The organism is Pacificoceanicola onchidii, assembly GCF_004804335.1.
GTDB classification, from domain to species: Bacteria; Pseudomonadota; Alphaproteobacteria; order Rhodobacterales; family Rhodobacteraceae; genus Pacificoceanicola; species Pacificoceanicola onchidii.
In genome coordinates this window covers 219,902-238,285 of the sequence record NZ_SRXY01000004.1, presented here as the reverse complement: position 1 = coordinate 238,285, position 18,384 = coordinate 219,902, and the positions used below count along the sequence as shown (strand labels likewise).

Annotated in this window: 22 protein-coding genes; 6 read left to right on the top strand and 16 right to left on the bottom strand. The window is 60.3% G+C overall.

Features of this window, described 5'->3' with window-relative positions; translation table 11 throughout:
- Window positions 1-43: 43 nt before the first annotated feature.
- Window positions 44-913 (bottom strand): phosphoserine phosphatase SerB, encoded by an 870-nt coding sequence (gene serB / locus E4662_RS12490; protein ID WP_136441909.1) that lies wholly within the window; start codon window positions 911-913, stop codon window positions 44-46.
- A gap of 193 nt (window positions 914-1,106) precedes the next feature.
- On the opposite strand from serB, the gene E4662_RS24095 reads away from it, so the two are divergent.
- From E4662_RS24095 to E4662_RS12470, 5 genes are read left to right on the top strand one after another with little or no spacing between them, the layout of a single operon-like run.
- A complete protein-coding gene (locus E4662_RS24095) occupies window positions 1,107-1,271 on the top strand; it encodes a hypothetical protein (protein ID WP_168797966.1) in 165 nt (54 codons plus the stop codon).
- Between the two features lie 58 nt (window positions 1,272-1,329).
- Window positions 1,330-1,944, top strand: a complete 615-nt coding sequence (locus tag E4662_RS12485) for a TetR/AcrR family transcriptional regulator (protein ID WP_136441908.1) — start codon at window positions 1,330-1,332, stop codon at window positions 1,942-1,944.
- 34 nt (window positions 1,945-1,978) lie between these two features.
- Window positions 1,979-2,809 (top strand): S-formylglutathione hydrolase, encoded by an 831-nt coding sequence (gene fghA / locus E4662_RS12480; RefSeq protein ID WP_136441907.1) that lies wholly within the window; start codon window positions 1,979-1,981, stop codon window positions 2,807-2,809.
- On the top strand, window positions 2,806-3,258 hold the full coding sequence (locus E4662_RS12475) for a YaiI/YqxD family protein (RefSeq protein ID WP_136441906.1): 453 nt from the start codon (window positions 2,806-2,808) through the stop codon (window positions 3,256-3,258). Before fghA ends, E4662_RS12475 begins: the two co-directional genes overlap by 4 nt.
- On the top strand, window positions 3,255-3,872 hold the full coding sequence (locus tag E4662_RS12470) for an HAD family hydrolase (protein WP_136441905.1): 618 nt from the start codon (window positions 3,255-3,257) through the stop codon (window positions 3,870-3,872). The genes E4662_RS12475 and E4662_RS12470 overlap by 4 nt, the downstream gene beginning before the upstream one ends.
- A 273-nt stretch (window positions 3,873-4,145) precedes the next feature.
- Here the strand turns inward: E4662_RS12470 and E4662_RS12465 are convergent, their stop codons facing one another.
- Window positions 4,146-5,396, bottom strand: a complete 1,251-nt coding sequence (locus tag E4662_RS12465; protein WP_136441904.1) for an MFS transporter — start codon at window positions 5,394-5,396, stop codon at window positions 4,146-4,148.
- 126 nt (window positions 5,397-5,522) lie between these two features.
- On the opposite strand from E4662_RS12465, the gene zapE reads away from it, so the two are divergent.
- On the top strand, window positions 5,523-6,587 hold the full coding sequence (gene zapE / locus E4662_RS12460) for a cell division protein ZapE (protein ID WP_136441903.1): 1,065 nt from the start codon (window positions 5,523-5,525) through the stop codon (window positions 6,585-6,587).
- A 66-nt stretch (window positions 6,588-6,653) separates the two neighbouring features.
- Here the strand turns inward: zapE and E4662_RS12455 are convergent, their stop codons facing one another.
- The 14 genes from E4662_RS12455 to E4662_RS12390 all read right to left on the bottom strand — a co-directional run bounded on the left by E4662_RS12455 (window position 6,654) and on the right by E4662_RS12390 (window position 18,383).
- Window positions 6,654-7,283, bottom strand: coding sequence for a LysM peptidoglycan-binding domain-containing protein (locus E4662_RS12455; protein WP_136441902.1), 630 nt, complete (start codon window positions 7,281-7,283; stop codon window positions 6,654-6,656).
- Between the two features lie 205 nt (window positions 7,284-7,488).
- The gene (locus E4662_RS12450) at window positions 7,489-8,073 is read right to left on the bottom strand and encodes a LysM peptidoglycan-binding domain-containing protein (protein WP_136441901.1); all 585 of its coding nucleotides are present in this window, start codon (window positions 8,071-8,073) and stop codon (window positions 7,489-7,491) included.
- A gap of 13 nt (window positions 8,074-8,086) precedes the next feature.
- Complete coding sequence (locus tag E4662_RS12445; RefSeq protein WP_136441900.1) at window positions 8,087-8,659, bottom strand: rhodanese-like domain-containing protein; 573 nt, start codon at window positions 8,657-8,659, stop codon at window positions 8,087-8,089.
- Window positions 8,660-8,788: 129 nt separating this feature from the next.
- Window positions 8,789-10,060: a bifunctional folylpolyglutamate synthase/dihydrofolate synthase gene (locus tag E4662_RS12440; RefSeq protein ID WP_136441899.1), complete on the bottom strand. Its 1,272-nt coding sequence runs from the start codon at window positions 10,058-10,060 to the stop codon at window positions 8,789-8,791.
- A 2-nt stretch (window positions 10,061-10,062) separates the two neighbouring features.
- On the bottom strand, window positions 10,063-10,980 hold the full coding sequence (gene accD, locus E4662_RS12435) for an acetyl-CoA carboxylase, carboxyltransferase subunit beta (RefSeq protein ID WP_136441898.1): 918 nt from the start codon (window positions 10,978-10,980) through the stop codon (window positions 10,063-10,065).
- Between the two features lie 86 nt (window positions 10,981-11,066).
- Complete coding sequence (locus tag E4662_RS12430; protein WP_136441897.1) at window positions 11,067-11,591, bottom strand: exonuclease domain-containing protein; 525 nt, start codon at window positions 11,589-11,591, stop codon at window positions 11,067-11,069.
- Window positions 11,592-11,663: 72 nt separating this feature from the next.
- Window positions 11,664-12,779 (bottom strand): alpha-hydroxy acid oxidase, encoded by a 1,116-nt coding sequence (locus E4662_RS12425; RefSeq protein WP_136441896.1) that lies wholly within the window; start codon window positions 12,777-12,779, stop codon window positions 11,664-11,666.
- On the bottom strand, window positions 12,779-13,333 hold the full coding sequence (gene comE, locus E4662_RS12420; RefSeq protein ID WP_136441895.1) for a sulfopyruvate decarboxylase subunit beta: 555 nt from the start codon (window positions 13,331-13,333) through the stop codon (window positions 12,779-12,781). Before comE ends, E4662_RS12425 begins: the two co-directional genes overlap by 1 nt.
- Complete coding sequence (gene comD / locus E4662_RS12415; RefSeq protein WP_136441894.1) at window positions 13,330-13,836, bottom strand: sulfopyruvate decarboxylase subunit alpha; 507 nt, start codon at window positions 13,834-13,836, stop codon at window positions 13,330-13,332. Before comD ends, comE begins: the two co-directional genes overlap by 4 nt.
- Window positions 13,837-13,845: 9 nt before the next feature.
- Entirely contained in the window at window positions 13,846-14,256 is a 411-nt protein-coding gene (locus tag E4662_RS12410; protein ID WP_136441893.1) for a universal stress protein, read from the bottom strand.
- Between the two features lie 12 nt (window positions 14,257-14,268).
- A complete protein-coding gene (locus E4662_RS12405; protein ID WP_136441892.1) occupies window positions 14,269-15,264 on the bottom strand; it encodes an alcohol dehydrogenase catalytic domain-containing protein in 996 nt (331 codons plus the stop codon).
- A complete protein-coding gene (locus E4662_RS12400; protein WP_136441891.1) occupies window positions 15,261-16,019 on the bottom strand; it encodes an SDR family NAD(P)-dependent oxidoreductase in 759 nt (252 codons plus the stop codon). The genes E4662_RS12405 and E4662_RS12400 overlap by 4 nt, the downstream gene beginning before the upstream one ends.
- Complete coding sequence (gene hisD, locus E4662_RS12395; protein ID WP_136441890.1) at window positions 16,012-17,319, bottom strand: histidinol dehydrogenase; 1,308 nt, start codon at window positions 17,317-17,319, stop codon at window positions 16,012-16,014. The genes E4662_RS12400 and hisD overlap by 8 nt, the downstream gene beginning before the upstream one ends.
- A gap of 17 nt (window positions 17,320-17,336) precedes the next feature.
- Window positions 17,337-18,383 carry a DUF475 domain-containing protein gene (locus tag E4662_RS12390; RefSeq protein ID WP_136441889.1) on the bottom strand — a complete coding sequence of 349 codons (1,047 nt, stop codon included), beginning with the start codon at window positions 18,381-18,383 and terminating at the stop codon, window positions 17,337-17,339.
- Window position 18,384 lies beyond the last annotated feature (1 nt).

Genomic DNA, 18,384 nt, shown 5'->3' with positions numbered 1-18,384 from the left:
GGCTTCCAGTCACTGGAGGGTCAAGGCCAACCTTCCAAAAAGGTCAAGGTTTGACAAACGCGTCTTTGCTGTAGCCTTGCAGGTAGAGCAAGGCCGTCAGATCACCATGATTTACCCGGCAATCGCTCTGTTCCTGAACCGTCGGTTTGGCATGAAGCGCGACGCCAAGTCCCGCGCGGCCAAGCATGCCCAGATCGTTGGCCCCGTCACCCACGGCAATGACGTCCGCTTCCGAAATCCCGATCCGCGCGGTGATCTGCTCCAGCGCGTCAATTTTGGCTTCTCGGCCAAGAATCGGACGCCCGACCTCTCCCGAAAGCGTGTCATCTTCGATCAAAAGGGTGTTCGCCCGGTTTTCGTCGAAGCCGAGCAGGGCAGATACCCGCGTCGTGAACGCCGTGAAACCGCCGGAAACGAGGGCCGCGTGCCCGCCGTTCGCCTTCATGGTGGCGAGCAGTTCCCGCCCGCCCGGCATCAAGGTGATCCGGTTTGCGACAACCGTGTCGATCACGTTCTCAGGCAGCCCTTTGAGCAAGGCAACCCGTTCGATGAGCGCCCCTTCGAAGTCCAATTCGCCGTTCATGGCGCGGGCCGTGATGTCCTTGACCCGTTCGCCGACGCCGGCTTCCTCGGCCAACTCATCAATGCATTCCTGCTGGATCATCGTGCTGTCCATATCCGCCAGAAGCATGCGTTTGCGGCGGTTCTCGGTGGGCAGGACATTGAGGTCCGCCTGATCTGCGATGGAAGCGCGGACGTCGGACAGGTTCGATGGGATTGCTTCCACGGGAAACTCGGCCGCTTCGTCCGGAGAGAGCCACGTCGCCGTGCCGCCGCCAAAGGCATTGCGCAGGTTTTCGACAAGCGCTGCGTCCAGTTTTCCGGGGCGGGCGATCAGGGAGACGATGTGCATGGGCTGTCCTCGTGCGGGTTTGCGCTGGGCTTTTGCCATGCCGGGCTAGGCGGGTCCAGACCGGGGAGGGGTAACGGCCCAGACTCGCAAATCGAACGCAAGAAAATGAACTGAACAGTACAGTTTGATCTTGTAACTTTGAACTGTGGAGTTTACTTAACTAAACGAAACAGTTCAGATATGGAGTAAAGCCATGAAACCGCTTGTTTTTGCCGCTGTTCTTTCCCTCGGTGCTGCTGCCGCTTCGGCCGGTGTCCCGACTATGTCCCTGCCTGATCTGACGTTCCCGCCGAGCGCGCCGGATGTGTCGACACAAGGATGTGTTCCGGCAACGGAAAAAGCGACGCAATGTCAGTGACCGGCCTTCTTGCCGGAACTGAACCGTTTGGTTTATACTCGGGCAATGGGAAGTCTTCATGAATACTGAGGCGGTTGTCCGCAAAGGGCGCAAGTTCGACCAAGTGCTTGCTGGCGCGCAGGAGATTTTCCTGCGCGACGGTTTTGAAGGCGCGAGTGTCGACGAAATTGCCAAGGCCGCCGGAGTGTCCAAGGCGACGCTCTACAGCTATTTCCCGGACAAACGTTTGCTGTTTTTGGAAGTGACATCTGCCCAATGCTGCAAGCAGGCCGATGAGGCGCTTGTGACGATGGACTTCTCGCGCCCGCCACGAGACGTGCTCAGGGACGCAGCGGAGCGTTTTCTGGGTTTCATCTATTCCGATATGGGTCAGCGTATCTTCCGCATTTGCGTGGGCGAAGCGGACCGGTTTCCCGAACTGGGAAGACAGTTCTACCAAAGCGGACCAATGACCATGCGGCGTGCCTTGACCAACTACCTAGGACAGGCGGCGGCGCGCGGAGAACTGGCGATCGTCGATCTGGATCTGGCTGCCGATCAGTTTGCGGAGCTCTGCAAGGCGGATCTCTGGACCAAGCTGATTTTTGGCGTTCAATCCGAATTCAACCAAGACGAGGTTGACCGGATTATTGAGGGTGCTATCGAAACCTTCATGGCACGTTACGGCGCCTGACGCCTTTCGGGGGCGCGCGCCCTTGGAGGACGATATGGAAATCAAATCAGAGAACACCTGTTTCGGCGGCTCGCAGGGCGTCTATACCCACGCCTCAGAGGTTTGCGGATGCGACATGACCTTTGGTCTGTTCCTGCCTGAGGCGGCGCAATCTGGGCCGGTGCCGGTGCTTTGGTATCTTTCGGGGCTAACCTGCACCCATGAAAACGCCATGACCAAGGCCGCCGCCCAAGGTTGGGCCGATGAGGCGGGCATTGCTCTGGTGTTCCCCGACACCTCCCCGCGCGGCGAAGGTGTCGCCAATGACGAGGCCTATGATCTGGGGCAAGGCGCGGGCTTTTATGTCAACGCCACGCAAGACCCGTGGAAGCCGCATTTCCGCATGTGGGACTATATCGCCGACGAACTGCCTGCGCTGCTTGGCGCGGAGTTCGCACTCGATATGGACCGTCAGGCCATCACCGGCCATTCCATGGGCGGACACGGTGCCTTGACGCTGGCGATGGGCCTGCCGGGGCGCTTCCGGTCGCTTTCGGCTTTTGCGCCAATTGCCAACCCGACGAAAAGCGATTGGGGCCGCAAACAGTTCAGCGCTTATCTGGGCGGTGATGAAGCCACCTGGGCCAAACATGATGCAACGCTGTTGATGCAGCAGCAGGGCTTTGACGGGCCGGTGCTGATCGACCAGGGCACGAACGACCAGTTCCTCGATCTGCTGAAGCCCGAAGCCCTCGCCGAAGCCATGGCTGCGCGGCTACAAGAGGGGGCATTCCGCATGCAAAAGGGTTTTGACCACTCGTATTTCTTCATGATGAGCTTCATGGAAGAGCACGTCGCCTTCCACGCCGAGGCGCTCTACGCGTGACCACGCTCTACATCGACGCCGACGCCTGCCCGGTCAAACAAGAGGCCGAACGGGTCGCAACGCGCCACAGGCTGCCGATGAAACTGGTGGCGAACGGCGGGCTTCGCCCGTCGCAGAACCCGTTTGTTGAGGTTGTCATTGTGCCCGACGGGCCGGATGTGGCCGATATGTGGATCGCAGAACGCGCCACCACGGGCGACGTTGTGGTGACCTCCGACATGCCGCTCGCCGCGAAATGCGTGGAGGCCGGCGCGCAGGTTCTGCGGCACGACGGATCGGTTCTCGATGAGAAGAACATTGGCCAGCAACTTGCCATGCGCGATCTCATGGCCGACCTACGCGCCGCCGATCCGTTTCGGCAAGGTGGCGGCAAAGGCTTTACCAAAGCGGACCGGAGCCGGTTTCTCGACGCTCTGGAACGGGCTCTCAGAAAGGCAAAAAGCGCATGATCAAAGCGGTGGTTTTTGACATCGGCAACGTGCTGATCGAATGGCAGCCTGAGCGCTACTATGATCGTGTCTTTGGTGAAGAACGGCGCCGCGCCATGTTCGCCGAGGTTGATCTGCACGGCATGAACGATCTGATCGACACCGGGCATGATTTTTGTGAAACGGTCTATGGTTGGGCCGAGAAATATCCCGAGTGGTCCGAGGAAATCCGCCATTGGCACGATCACTGGCTTGATCTGGCCACGCCCGCCATCCCGCATTCCGTCCGGCTTCTGCGCAGCCTGCGGACCAAGGGCGTGCCGGTCTTTGCCCTTACGAATTTCGGCATCGGCACATGGGCCATCGCCACGCCGCAGTATGACTTTCTGAACGAGTTCGACCGGGCGTTTGTCTCTGGCCATATGGGTGTGATCAAACCCAACCCGCGCATCTATGCGATGGTCGAAGAGGAAAGCGGTATTGCGCCGGAAAACCTGCTCTTTGCCGACGATCGCGCCGACAATATCGAAGCAGCGCAGGCGCGCGGCTGGCACGGCCATGTCTTCAAAAACGCGGAAGGCTGGGCTGCCTGTCTCGTCGAACACGGGCTGCTGACGAACGAAGAGGCGCTTTAGGGGGCGTCTGCATTTGCCACGCATCGCCTGTTTCAATCCAAAATTGCTCCTCACAAGGCATTTGAGCGCAGGACGAGCCCGCTCATGCAAGCTCAAATAACGCAGGGAGGGGCAATTTTGGCGAAACCCTGCAAGGGCGCGGCGGATTTAGCCCTGCGCTGCGTTATCTGTCGCTGAAAGTATGGATACTTCGGCGCGCCAGATGCCTTGCTCAGAGCGAAATCCGTCTCGCGCAGGCGGTGCATGGTAAATGCAGGCGCCCCCTAAGGCGCATTATTCTGCCGGAACCGCCTTTGCTGCGGGCTTTTCCCGGATCGGCAGATGCACCAGGGCGCTCAACGCGCCAACGCCGACACCGATCCACCACACCAGCGTGTAATCGCCGTAGGCATCATAGAACCGCCCGCCAAGCCACACGCCCATGAAGCCGCCAAGCTGGTGGCTGAAGAACACAATGCCATAAAGCGTGCCCATGTAGCGCAGCCCGTAAAGGTGTGCGATCAGGCCGCTGGTGAGTGGCACGGTCGCCAGCCACAGCGCACCCATGACCGCAGAGAAGATCAAAACTGACATCGGGGTGATCGGCAGCATGATGAACAAAGCGGCGGCAATCGTCCGCCCGGTGTAGATCCCGGCGAGCAGGTATTTCTTGGAATACTTGTTGCCGAGCCACCCGGCGACCAGCGTGCCGACGATGTTGAACAGACCAATCAATGAGATCGAAATCGCCCCAAGCGCTGAGGTGGTTGTCACGCCGATGTTCGCCAGAATGCCCCCCGCCGCGACGGGAGAGCAAAGCTCTGTCACGAAGGCTGGGAAATGCGCGGTGATGAAGGCAAGTTGATAGCCGCAGCTGAAGAAGCCGATGAAAATAAGGCCAAACGAGGGATCCCGCACGGCCTTCTTCAGGGCGGCGCCGAGGGTCTGCTCCACGAGCTCCGCAGCTTTCTCGGGCCGGGATGGCGCTCGCATGAAGGGCAGGAAGAGGATGGTTGCCAAGATGAGCACGGCAAATACGAGGAAAACCGATTGCCACGGCATCACACCCAAAAGCCCTTCGGCCAAAGGTGCGCCAACCACCTGCCCGGCGCTGCCGGCTGCGGTGGTGATCGCCAGGGACATGGATCGGTTCTCATCCGAGGATGCACGGCCAACAACGGCCAGGATCACACCGAATCCGGTGCCGGCAATGCCAAACCCGACAAACATTTCAGCCGCCTGCATCGAGGCCGGGCTAAGCGCGTAACCGGACCACACAAGCCCGGCCGCATAGGTGAATGCTCCGATGATGATCGCTTTGCGGTCGCCGATCTTTTCGGCGATGGCTCCGAAAATCGGCTGCCCAATACCCCAGAACAGGTTCTGGATCGCAATGGCAAAGCTGAACTCGCTGCGCAGCCAACCGTATTCTTCCGCAATCGGAATCTGGAACACCCCGAAACTCGCCCGGACGGCAAAGGAAATCAGGATTATCAAACAGCCGGTGATCAGGACCGGAGTGAAAAGGGGCGTGCGCGTTTCCATGGGATCAACCTTTCGACGCACTTGAATGACCCCATTTAAACAAAGCGTCAATTCAATCTGTGTGAAGATCGTTTCACAATCCGTGATGGCTACACATTTCCGGCCCTACGGTCTACATCGGTATACATGACTACTGTTCAAGAAACTTACGCCGCGCGGGTTGCCGCCGGGACGATTCAGGAAGATGATGCGCAGCTGGCGGTGTTGCCGCAGTTGGAACGCTTGCGTGCCGAACTGGCGGAGCCCGCAAAGAAGAAAGGCTTCTTCCGCAAAGCGCCTGAGCCCCCTAAGGGCCTTTATATCTGGGGTGGTGTTGGCCGCGGCAAGTCCATGTTGATGGACCTGTTTGTTGATACACTGAATGTCCCGACGCGCCGCGTGCATTTTCATGCTTTCATGCAGGATGTTCAGAGCCAGATCCACGAACTGCGCAAGGAAGGTGTTGAAGATCCGATCAAACCGGTCGCCAAGCGTGTGAGCGACGCGGTCAAGCTTCTGGCCTTTGACGAAATGCAGATCACGGATATCGCCGACGCGATGATCGTGGGCCGCCTGTTTGAACAGATGATGGATGCGGGTACGGTCATCGTGACCACGTCGAACAGGATACCGGACGATCTGTACAAGGACGGGTTGAACCGTCAGTTGTTTCTTCCATTCATCGAATTGTTGAAGCACCGCATGGTGGTCCATGAACTGGTGTCCGAACGCGACCACAGGCAGGACAGGCTGTCCGGTGAGAAAGTCTATTTCTCTCCGGCGGATTCGGCGGCACGTGCGGCGATCAACACCCTGTGGGACGAGCTTAGCCACGGCCGCGACGAGACGCACACGCTGCATGTAAAAGGCCGCGATCTTGTGCTGGATCGCTATCACAACGGCATGGCGCGGGCGACGTTTTATCAACTGTGCGGACAGATGCTTGGGCCTGGCGACTATCTTGCCATTGCCGAAGCCGTGCGGGTTCTGGTGCTCGAAGACATCCCGCGCCTGTCGCGGCAGAACTTCAATGAAGCCAAACGCTTCGTCACCCTGATCGACGCGCTATATGAGGCCAAGGTTCAGCTGATTGCCAGCGCAGCGGCGGAGCCGGAGATGCTCTACGTCGAAGGGACGGGCAGCTTCGAATTTGAACGCACGGCCAGCCGCCTGCGGGAAATGCAGGCTGCGGATTGGGGCAGGGTCGAGTAGGTCAAAAAAAGGGGTCCCGAAGGACCCCCAAGCTGCTCGTTTTCACTGGTCTTTCTGCCTGATGTCTCACGTACCGGGAATTGTCAGAACCATGCCGGCCTTCAGATCGGCGGGCTCCGTCAGCATGTCTGGGTTGGCTTCGATAATCTGGAAATAGGCCACCGTCGTTCCGTAAAACCGAAAGGCGATGCCGGGCAGGCTGTCGCCTGGTTTGACCGTGTATTGCTGGCCTTCGGGTTCCGGCACTGGCGCTGGGGTCGGGATTGGCGCAGGGGCCAGTTTGGCCTCTTCTTGCGGCGCGACCCTGCTCTCGGTGCCGGGTTTGGCAGCCTTCATTTCCTGCATGATACCATAGCTCATGGCGCGCAGCTTCTCCATCGCGTCGTCGGACGCCTCCGGAAGAAGCATGGGGCTGGGCGCAGGCTGCACCGCAACAACCGCTTGAACCGGTTCCGGCGTCGGAGCGGGTGCTGGTTTGGCCGCGATCGAAGGCGCGGGTTCTGGTTTTGGCTGCGCAACAGGAACTTGCGCCGTGCGCGGCTGCGGGATCGCGGGGGTCAAACCAAAAAGATCCGGCTCCGACCGGCTCACTTCGTTGAAGTCTGTTTTCTCATCAGGGAGAGGAGCAAGCCCGAACCACAAAAGTCCCAGCGTGATGCCGATAAATCCGGTGCCAAAGAGCGCTTGCTTCATCATGACTTAGCGGCCCCTGCGGATGCAACTCGACCAGCACGCATGAAAGCGTCAGCAAACATCATCTTATGTCCCCCTTGGAGCGCAGCCTGTGGCAATGCCGCGTCTCTACCCAAGGTTATAGGCGAATCACTTCGAAGCAGTCAACATCTAGTGCGTGTGTCAACACTTGGATTAACTTTTGGGTGACATGCCCAAGAGATAGTGGTCAGTTTGCAGGCAAGATCAGCTTTTGACCGGGGCGCAGATCGTCTGGCCGTGCCAATTGCTGTTGATTGGCGGCAAAAAGCGGGCCGGTCATGTTCACATCGCCGTAGATCAACTCTGCAATGGATACGAGGCTGTCGCCTGGCTGAACGATATAGGTGCCTTCTGCGGTTGCCTCTTGTGCGGCAGGCGCTGCGGTCGTGTCATCCAGCGAGCGGCGCACGATGGTGTGCAGCAGGCTGCCGGGTTGTCCCGGAGCTTTTTCGTGGCCAGTGGCCTGATTGAGGTTAGACAAGGTGTCCCATGTCATCCGGCGCAACGATTGATCGTCCAGATCACTGCTCGGCGCTACCGCAATGCGGGGCGTAGGGCGCGGAGCCGGTTGCGGGGCTTGGCCAACACCGTTGGAAATCGCGCGCGCGAGTGGATCGTCCTGCGGCGCGGCCGCATCGAGCGCGGGCTCTGCACGGGTCACCGGTTGCGGGATGTCGGGTGTGCTGGCGGTCCGGTTGGATCCGGGCTGGAAAACGACCAGCGCAATTGTGATCGCGATAAAGCCGACAGCGAAAAGAACCATTCTGATCATTCAACCCACTCCACTACTGACCACCGGCGGTGCGCAGCCCGGCGGCGACCCAAGCCCCCAGACCCCCGCGGTAATACTTGAGCTTGGTCGCCGGATAGCCTGCGCCAAGCAGATCACGCACGGCTTCGGCTGCCGCCGGAGAAGCCGAGCTTCCGGAAAAAAGCACCAGATCGTATGCCGCCGAAAAGTCGCCGTTGCGCACACCCAGCGCGTTCAGCAGATCGTCGCGATACTGATTGCCGGGACGCAGTGTTTCGGCGGGAACGTTAACCGCACCGGGAATGGTCTGGGCGTTGTAGGCCTCTGGTAAGCGCGTATCGATCAGAAGCCCCTGACCACCCGAAACGAACAGGTCGAGAAAATCCAGAATTTCCAACTCGCCAACCGTGCTGACACCGGCGGCGGCCTGCATCGGTTGCAGGCAGGCGGGCGGGCAGGCCGGGCCGTTGCGATCGATGGTGATCGACGTGCCGTTCATCGTGAAGGAGAAGCTGTCCCGATCTTCCGAAATCCGAGTGCTTTGCGCAACAAGCGGAGTCGCCATGAAAATGGCGGCGCTCGCGCTGAGGCAAAGACCTTTGATCATCTACTCGTCCTCTGGTGCCTTGGGCACACATTTCTTGCTTTATGCAAGATATAGGTCGGAGGAGGCGAATCAGTCAATATCCAGCGGTTATCCACAAGAGGCTTTTGTGGATGACGTGACTGCCCGGACTCACGTGTTTTCGCGCAAAACGTGGCCTGCGAGGTAGAGCGAGCCGCAGATGAGAATGCGTGCTTGCGGGTCTTTTTCGGTGATCGTGTGCAGTGCCTCGGTCACGGTTTCCGAAATGGCCGTCGTATGTCCGTTGTTCTGCGCCATACTCGCCAGATCAACGGCTGGCAGGGTATTGGCCTCGCCGGGAATGGGCACTGCCGTCAGGCTTTGCGCCTGCTTCGCAAGCGGTTTGAGGAAGCCGGACGCATCCTTGGTGTTCAGCATTCCGCAGATGAGATGGGTCGGACGCGCGGGCAACCGGGCCAGATGCGCGGCCAACGCTTCGCCCGCAGCAGGGTTGTGACCGCCATCGAGCCAAAGCTCCGCCTGCGGCACGCTCTCGCACAAAGCCCCTTCTTTGAGCCGTTGCATGCGGGCGGGCCAGAAAGCCTCGGAAACGGCGGCTTCAAAGGCAGTCTCGCCGCAGTTCAGCGCGCGCAGGGCGGCAAGCGCAGCCCCGGCGTTCTCGATCTGATGGGCGCCGGGCAGGTTGGGCAAGGGCAGATCCAACAGGCCCGTCTCATCCTGATAGACCAAGCGCCCGCGCTCTTCATAGGCGTGCCAGTGCTGGCCGTGCGCGATGAGCGGAGCGCCCAGCGCCTCGGCGCGGGCTTCGATCACATCCATGGCTTCTTCGGGTTGCGGGCCGACGACGCAAGGCACGCCCCGTTTGAGAATACCAGCTTTCTCGCCAGCGATCTTGGCCAGCGTGTTTCCGAGGAACTGCTCATGATCCATGCTGATCGGCGTCAGGATGGTCAGGGCAGGTTTTTCGACAACGTTGGTCGCATCAAGCCGCCCGCCAAGACCGGTTTCGAGTAGCGTAAAATCCGCAGGCGTCCGTGCCATGGCAAGCATGGCGGCGCAGGTGGTGATCTCGAAATAGGTGATCACCTTGCCACCGTTGGCAGCATAACACTCATCAAGGATCGCCGTCAGATGCTCTTCGGTGATCAGCTCACCCGCCAGCCGGATGCGCTCGTGAAACCGTGCGAGATGCGGCGAGGTGTAGGCGTGAACCGTCTTCCCGGCCCCTTCGAGCCCGGCGCGCAGCATAGCCTGCGTCGAGCCCTTGCCATTGGTCCCGGCAAGGTGGATGACAGGCGGGAGTTTCTTCTCCGGGCGATCCAACGCCTCCAGAAGCCGCCACACACGGTCCAGCACGAGGTCAATCACCTTCGGGTGCAGAGCCATCATCCGGTCGAGGATGACGTCAGATCCGACAGACATGTTTAGCCCTTGGTCTGAGGCATGTTCGCCTCATCCGGCCCCGGTGCGGGCAGATCGCCCCAGGTGGGCGGCGGCATTTTCATCAGCATGCGGCAGACAGTGATCAGTTCCTTGCGCATTTCGCGGCGGTCGATCACCCGGTCGAGCATACCATGATCGAGCAGGTACTCGGCACGCTGGAACCCCTCGGGGAGCTTTTCTCGGATGGTCTGTTCGATCACGCGCGGTCCGGCAAAGCAGATCAGCGCGTTCGGCTCTGCAATCTGCACATCGCCCAGCATCGCATAAGAGGCGGTCACGCCGCCTGTCGTCGGGTGGGTGAGCACCACGATATAGGGCAGGTTCGCCTCCTTGAGCATCTGCACCGCAACGGTGGTGCGGGGCATCTGCATCAGGCTCAGAATGCCTTCCTGCATCCGCGCGCCCCCGGCGGCAGAGAACAGCACCAGGGGGCGGCCCAGACGAACGGCTTCCTCGGCAGCTGCGACAATGGCGTTGCCAACGTACATGCCCATGGAGCCGCCCATAAAGGAAAAGTCCTGCGCAGCGGCAACAATCGGTGTGCGGCCAATCTCGCCGGTCGCGACAAGCATGGCTTCCTTTTCGCCGGTGCCTTTCTGCGCAGTTTTCATACGGTCGGGGTACCGCTTCTGATCGCGGAAATGCAGTGGATCGGCGAGCGGTTCCGGCACCTCCACCTCATTGAAGACGCCGCCATCAAACAGCGACAGGAAGCGGTCGCGCGGGGTGATGTGCATGTGGTGTCCGCAGTTGGTGCAGACGTTCAGGTTGTCGCTGATCTCGCGGTGGAACAGCATTGTCCCGCAGCCGTCACATTTAGACCAGAGGTTCTCGGGAATCTCGCGCCTCGAGAAGATCGAGTTGATGCGCGGGCGAACGTAGTTTGTGATCCAGTTCATGTGCAGCCTGTCAGAGGTTGGTTGCGGCGTGACTTAAGCCTGCCGGGGCGGAAATGCAACATTGTCGCAGTTTGTCAAAGCGCGGGTTAGCCAGAAAAGACGGCTTCTGCCCGCAAGACCACCTCGGCTGCCGCGCGTGCATCTTCGCCCGCATCGTGGTGTCGGAAGGACAGGCCGAGGTATTGCTTGAGAGAGGCCAGCCCATGCCCGCCGTTGCGCTTGAGCTCGGGCCAGGCTTTGCGAGCAACAAGCACACTGTCGCGCCAGTCCCACTCGGGTGGATCACGCTGGTACTCGCGGCAAGCGGCAGCCACGGCGGATTTGTCGAACCCGGAATGCTGGTAGATCACGTGATCGCTCAGCGTTTCTTCGAGCAGGTCCAGAACATCGCAAAACAACGGCGCGCCAGCGACATCTGCGCCGGTGATCCCGTGAATGCGGGTGCAGGACCAATCGTCGGTTTGCGGGTCCACGTGGCTGGACCAGGTCTCGATCTGCCCGTCAGGCCGAACGCAAGCCACGCCAAGCTGACAGATGCTGCCGCGCTGGCGATTTGCGGTTTCCACGTCGAGTGCAAAGAAACGGAAGGAGCCTTGGGGGAAGTGTTGCATGGGGTCTCGTACTGGCAGCGTGTTGCGCCGTTTTAGGCCGAGTTGGTCCGGAACCCAATGCAGCAGCCGCGTCTAAAGCTGATTTTCAGGCGCAAGTCCGCCCAGCAGGTCAGTAAGGCCAGCCATCGCCATGGCAATATCAAGCTCCTCTCGCAGGACGTGCCACATCTGCTGAAGCCCCGCTTCTCCCCCTGCCGCGATGGCAAATTGCAGGATGCGCCCGACAAAGACGAAGTCCGCGCCGCTCAGGATCGCCTTGAGCACATCTTCTCCGGATCGAATCCCGCTGTCGAAAAACACCGGAAAGCTCGCGCCAAGCATTTCACGTATTTTTGGAAGCGCTTCGATCGGTGACGGGGCGCTTTGCAACTGGCGTGCGCCGTGGTTCGAAACCTGAACGGCGTCCACGCCGGATTGTTTAAGCCGCTGGGCATCTCCGGGATCCAGGACCCCCTTTACTACGAGAGTGCCGGGCCAGCGGTCGCGTAGCACCATGAGCGTGTCCCATGTTGCCTTGGCGCGGCTTTCGGTGCGATCAAACGTGTAGCCGTCCATGGTGAAGTTGGCCATCTCAGGCCGCCCAGCCATCAGGGTTGCAAGCGACCAATGCGGGTGGAGCGCGAAATCGAGAAATTGGCGTGGGCCGAGGCGGAAGGGCATTTTGAACCCGTGGCGCAACTCGCGCGGGCGACGTCCGACTTCGGGGACGTCAACGGTCAGGACAAGGGTCTGATACCCGGCGGCCTTGGCACGCTCGACCAGTTTGAAGGTCCCCTTGCCGTCGCCGCTGAAGTAAAGCTGGAACCAGGCATTGCCCTCGGCAACCTCGATCATGCGCTCCATCGGTGTCGATGCGACAGTCGAGACGCCCAAGGGAACGCTGTGCTTGGCTGCAAGGCGCGCCAGCATCAGGTCCGCGCCCGGGGCTGAGAGATTGCACATGCCCATGGGCGCGATACCGATGGGCATGCCTGCGGTATTGCCAAAGAGGGTTGTGGAGAGAGAGCGGTCGCTGACATCCCTCAGAATTCGGGGCGTCAGCGTGATCTCCTCAAGCGCACGGCGGTTCCGCCGCGCACCACTTTCATCCCCTGCCGCCCCGTCGATATAGTCAAAGACCATCCACGGTAGCCGACGTTTGGCAATGCGCCGCGCGTCGGCTGCCGACTGGATCGGGGCCCCGAACATCAGCTGGCGACAGCTTTCATGAAGCGATCGCGGATCACGACCGGATCCATGGTGATGACCGGCATCTTGGCGTTGCCGCTGTCACATTTGACCACCATGACCGTGCCTTTGCCGCTGTCCAGCGCTGCCTGCAGAGCCGGACCGGTGTCCACATCCTGCACCTCGATTACGGTTTCACAGCCCGCCGCCCGCGCCATGCCCGCCAGATCGGTTTTCATGCCGGTGTAGGTCGGCTGATCCCCGGTGGAGCCGTAGCTGCCGTTGTCGATGATCATCAGGATGTAGTTGTCCGGGCAGTTGTTCCCGATGGTCGGCAGGGTGCCAAGGTTGGTCAGCACAGAGCCATCGCCGTCGATCACGACCACCGGCTTAGGCTGTGCGAGCGCCAGTCCCAGCCCGATGGACGAGGCAAGACCCATGGTACCGAGCATGTAGAAATTCGTCGGCTGATCGTCGATTGCGTGCAGCTCCTGGCTCGGGATACCGATGTTGCAGACCACCAGCTGGTCGCGAAGGATCGGCGCAATCTCTTTGAGAATCTCGGAACGGATCATTGGTCGCCGTAGCCTCCCCAGAAGTTGGCGTCGGTCAGGATCGCCACAGGTTTGTTGCACATGAAGGTGTACTTGAGGATGTTGTCGAACTCTTCGACGTCCTTTTGCCAATGGAAGTGATAGGTCGGGATGTTCATCTGCGCGAGTAGCGCCTTGGTGTGAACGGCCATTTCCACCTGGCAGGCCACAGGCTCACGCAGCTCGCCCCGGTAAGAGATGATCATCGGCAGAGGCATCCTGTAGTATTGGATCAGCGTCGCCAGCGTGTTGATCGTCACCCCGATAGCGGTGTTCTGCATGATGATGGCCGGCCTTTTACCGCCCATCCAGGCCCCGGCGCACAAGCCCATGCCTTCGTCTTCCTTGTTGGACGGAATGTGAAAGATGTCGTCCCGCTGGTCGATTTCCTCGATCACGCCGGCCAGCTGTTTGCACGGAACGGTGGTGACGAAGGATACGTCGTTCGCAACCAGTTCATCCGCGATACGTTTGTCGATGTTCATTTTGCCGCCCTATTTGTCGCGATGGATGTGAACGGCGCAAGGCGCATGGCGCACGACCCGTGCCGCCGTCGATCCGATGAAGTAGTCCACAAGCCCCGGTTTGTGAGAGCCGATCACGATACAGTCGAAACCATGCTCGACGGCATAGTCGATGATGGCATGATGCGCCTGGCCGCGGGTGATTTCCGGTTTGACGCCGGGCAGTCCGGCAACCTTTTCTTCGAGCAGCGCGCGCGCACTCTGAAAGCCGCGTTCAACCGTGTCTTCGCCGATGTAAACGCTGACGGACCCTTTCGGCACTTCAAAGACGTGCAGGGCGGTGATCTCGCCATTTTCCGAACAGATGGCCTTGGCGATTTCCAGCGTTTGCGGTGAGATGCCGTGGTCGAGCGCCATCGGCACAAGAACCTTGTCATACATGGTGTCTTCCTTTCAGCTTGTCGTGGCGTGCGCCCATGGATCAAGGATGACCTTGGGCGCGGCGATCCTGCCCGCGCGAATGTCGTTGAAGGCTGTGGCCCCATCATCCAGCGGCCGCGTGTCGAACCAGTCGAGCGACCCGAGCCGCCCGGAAAACATTGCTTCGGCGGTGTCGCGAAAGTCCTGCGCTGTGTAGGTGTAGGTGCCGACAAAGGCGATTTCCTGAAGCGTCAATCGCCGAATATCCAACCCGCTTTCACTATCCCCCAATCCCACATGGGCGATGATCCCGCCGGGCTCTACCCATTCGGACGCGACAGAGCGCGTTGCGGCATAGCCAACCGCATCAATCACGATTGTAGCGGTGTGTTCCGGGGCTGCGCTGGCCTCCAACCCGCAGCGGGCTTGCAGAAACGCTCGGCGCAGATCGTTTGGCTCGATGACCTTGATATCCTCGACACCCATCGCCCTGAGCGCCAGCGCTGCGGACAGCCCAATCGCCCCGCCTCCAATGACCATTGCTCTGCGCGCCATGGAGGGATGCAGCCCCTCAAGCGCCAGTCTTGCCGCGTGCCAGGACACTGCGATGGGCTCGCAGAGTGCGGCCTTGTCCAGCGGGAAGTCGTCCGGCACGGTCACTAGGTTTTGCTCCGGCATGGGCACGAACTGAGCAAACGCCCCTTCGCGCGGGGCCATCGAGATGATCTGGCGATCCGGGCAGAGATTTTCGCGCCCCGCCCGGCAATAGCGGCAGGTGCCACAAGTCACCAAGGGATTGATCGTGACACGACGGCCTTTCATCGGACCGTCTTCCAACACGCCCGCGGCCTCATGCCCAAGGATCAAGGGCGCAGGGCGCCGTTCATCATGACCGAGATAGGCATGCATGTCAGAACCGCATATCCCGGCCGCGTGAATGCGCACCAGATGCTCCCCCGCTGCAGGGGAAGGCATCGGCGCATCCCGCACCGCCAGAGTTTCTACGCCTTCGTAAATCAATGCCTTCATTTCGCGGTGAACCCCCCATCCACCATCAGAACTTGCCCCGTGACAAATCGGGAAGCCTCTGAGCACAAAAACAAAAGCGGGCCGTCCATGTCATCAAGCCGTCCATTGCGCCCGATGCAGGTTTGCGCCGCGTTGCGGTTTGCCCGTTCGGGATCGTCGAAGACCGGTTTGGTCAGCTCCGTCGGGAAAAAGCCCGGCCCGATGGCGTTTGCGGTGATGCCATGGCAGGACCATGCTTCGGCCATGGCGCGGGTCATCTGGCCCACGGCGGCCTTGCTCGACCCATAGGCAATCCCGCCGGGAAAAGCGCGTGTGGTCTGCAAAGATGCGAAGTTGACGATCCGGCCCCAGCTTTTGGTTTTCATCGCCGGGATCATCGCCTGGGTGAGAAAGAAAGGGGCCGTCAGGTTGACTTCCAACGTCTGATCCCAGCCTTCCTGGGTCACATCATCCGCCGTCTGCCTTCGGTTCACACCGGCCGCATGCACGATGATATCCGGCGCGCCAAAAGGAGCGGCAATCCGCGAGACCAGATCGTTTTGGGCGCCCCGATCCGTAATGTCTGCCGCAACATAAGTTGCCTGTTCCAAACCTTCGGTCAGCGCCTGCAAGTCAGCTTCCTTGCGCGCCAGAGCGACCACTTTGGCCCCTGCCTCGTGCAAAATCTGCGCCGCGCGGTGGCCAAGGCCGGAACTGGCCCCGGTCACCAACGCAACGCGGCCCGAGAGGTCAAAGAGAGACCTTGGGTCAGCCATTGGCCGTCAGATCAAAGGTTTCATCAGGGAAATACTTCGCCAATCGCACATCCGCAGCCCGCGCATGGGCCTCCATGCCTTCCAATCGGGAAATCCGCGCGGTGGCCTCGGCCACCTGTTTGGACCCCTCGCGCGTGGCGCGCTGCCATGTGACGATCTTCATGTATTTGTGCACACTCAGCCCGCCTGTGTAGCTGGCCGCGCCGGAGGTGGGCAGAACGTGGTTGGTGCCTGCAGCCTTGTCGCCGTAGGACACCGTGGTTTCCTCCCCAAGAAACAACGAGCCGTAGCAGCGCAGGCGCCCAAGCCACCAATCCAGATCGTCCGCCTGAACCGTCAGGTGTTCGGGGGCGTAGTCATCCGACGTGGCCGCCATTTCCTCGCGATCCGCACAAACGATTACCTCGGCATAGTCCCGCCACGCGGCTTCCGCGTTTTCGCGGTTCAGTTCGGGCAAGTCAGCGATCAGGCCGGGCACCTGCGCCAGCACATCCCGCGCCAGTGGCTCATGGTCGGTGACCAGCCAGACCGGTGAGTTGTAGCCGTGTTCGGCCTGGCTGACCAAATCCGTCGCCACGATATGAGCATCCGCCCCCTTGTCCGCGAGGATCAGGCTGTCAGTGGGACCTGCGATCATGTCGATGCCGACACGGCCATAGAGCGCGCGTTTGGCTTCGGCGACAAACTGGTTGCCCGGCCCGACGATGATATTGGCCTTGGGCTGGCCAAACAGTCCAAAGGCCATGGACGCAATGCCCTGCACCCCGCCAAGCGCCATGATCTTGTCGGCCCCGCAAGCGTGGGCGGCATAGACGATAGCGGGGTTGAGGCCCGCGCCGGGCTGGGGGGCGGAACTGACCGTGATATGCTCACAGCCCGCGACCTTCGCTGTTGTCACCGTCATGATCGCGCTGGCGATATGGCGATAGCGGCCCGCGGGCACGTAACATCCGGCAGCAGAAACCGGGATAGCTCTCTGCCCGGCGATCAGGCCCGGATTGATTTCGTATTCCACATCCGCAACCGTGCTTTTCTGCACTTCGGCAAAGCGGCGCACGTTGTCATGGGCGAACAGGATGTCATCCTTGAGCTTCTGCGGAACCTTGGCGCAGGCGGCCTCGATTTCCTCGGGCGTCAGTTCGACGTTGCCCTCGTACTTGTCAAACTTGGCAGCGTATTCCAGCGCCGCCGCTTCGCCGCGCCTTTCGATATCCGCCAGAATGTCTGCGACCGTTTTGGCCGTTTCGCCCGCGTCAGACCGAGAGGTCAGCGTTGCTTTTTTTAGATAGGTCCGAGCCATGAAATACCCCTGTCGTCCTACGCTTCGCGCTTGTTGTGAAGAATGGAGGCGTAAAACGCCAAACCGATCAAAGCCATGCCAACGCCGCCGGTGATCAACTCGTGCACATGCATGAGCGATTGCAGGAACATCACCACGGACAGGGCAAAGATCGAATAGAACGCCCCATGCTCCAGATAGCGGAACTCGGCCAGTGTGCCGCGTTCGACCAGCATGATGGTCATGGACCGCACGTACATCGCGCCGATCCCGAGGCCGATGGCGATCAGCAGGATGTTGGTGGTCAGCGCAAAGGCCCCGATCACCCCGTCAAAAGAGAAGCTGGCATCCAGAACCTCAAGATAGAGGAATGCGCCCAACCCGCCTTTGGCACCGATCTCGGCGGTCTTGCCGGCGATGTTGTCGAGATAGGTTCCGAGCCCGTCGACCATGGTGAAAACGAGAAGCCCCATCACGGCGGAGGTCAGGAACACGCCCTGATCCTTTTCCGGGATCGACTGGCAGATCAGCAGGACGATCACGAGAACAAAAGCAATCTCGAACCCCCGGATGGATCCCCACACCCGAAGGCGGCGTTCGAGCATTTCGATCCAGTCGATGGACTTGTCTTCGTCGATGAAGAACTTCAGCGCCACCATCATCAGGAACGTCCCGCCAAAGGCCGAGATTGGCCCGTGTGCATTGCCGATGATGCGCGAATACTCATCCGGATCGGACAGCGCGAGGTGCACGGCGGCAAACGGGTTGATCCAGGCAAAGATCGCCACGATGGCCAGCGGAAACACGATCCGCATCCCGAAAACGGCAATCAGAATGCCCCAGGTCAGGAAGCGGCGCTGCCAGACTGGCGTCATTTCCTCGAGCTTGTTGGCGTTGACGATGGCGTTGTCAAAAGACAAGGCAATCTCAAGCGCGGCAAGCACCGTGCCGACGATCAGAAAAGAGACGATCCCGGAGAAATTACCCTCTGTCGCCCAGCCAAGCCAGCCAGAGAGGCCAAGGCCGATGATGGTGACGATCAGGGGCCACTTCAGATAGGACAGTGTACTGCGTTCTGTGCTCATG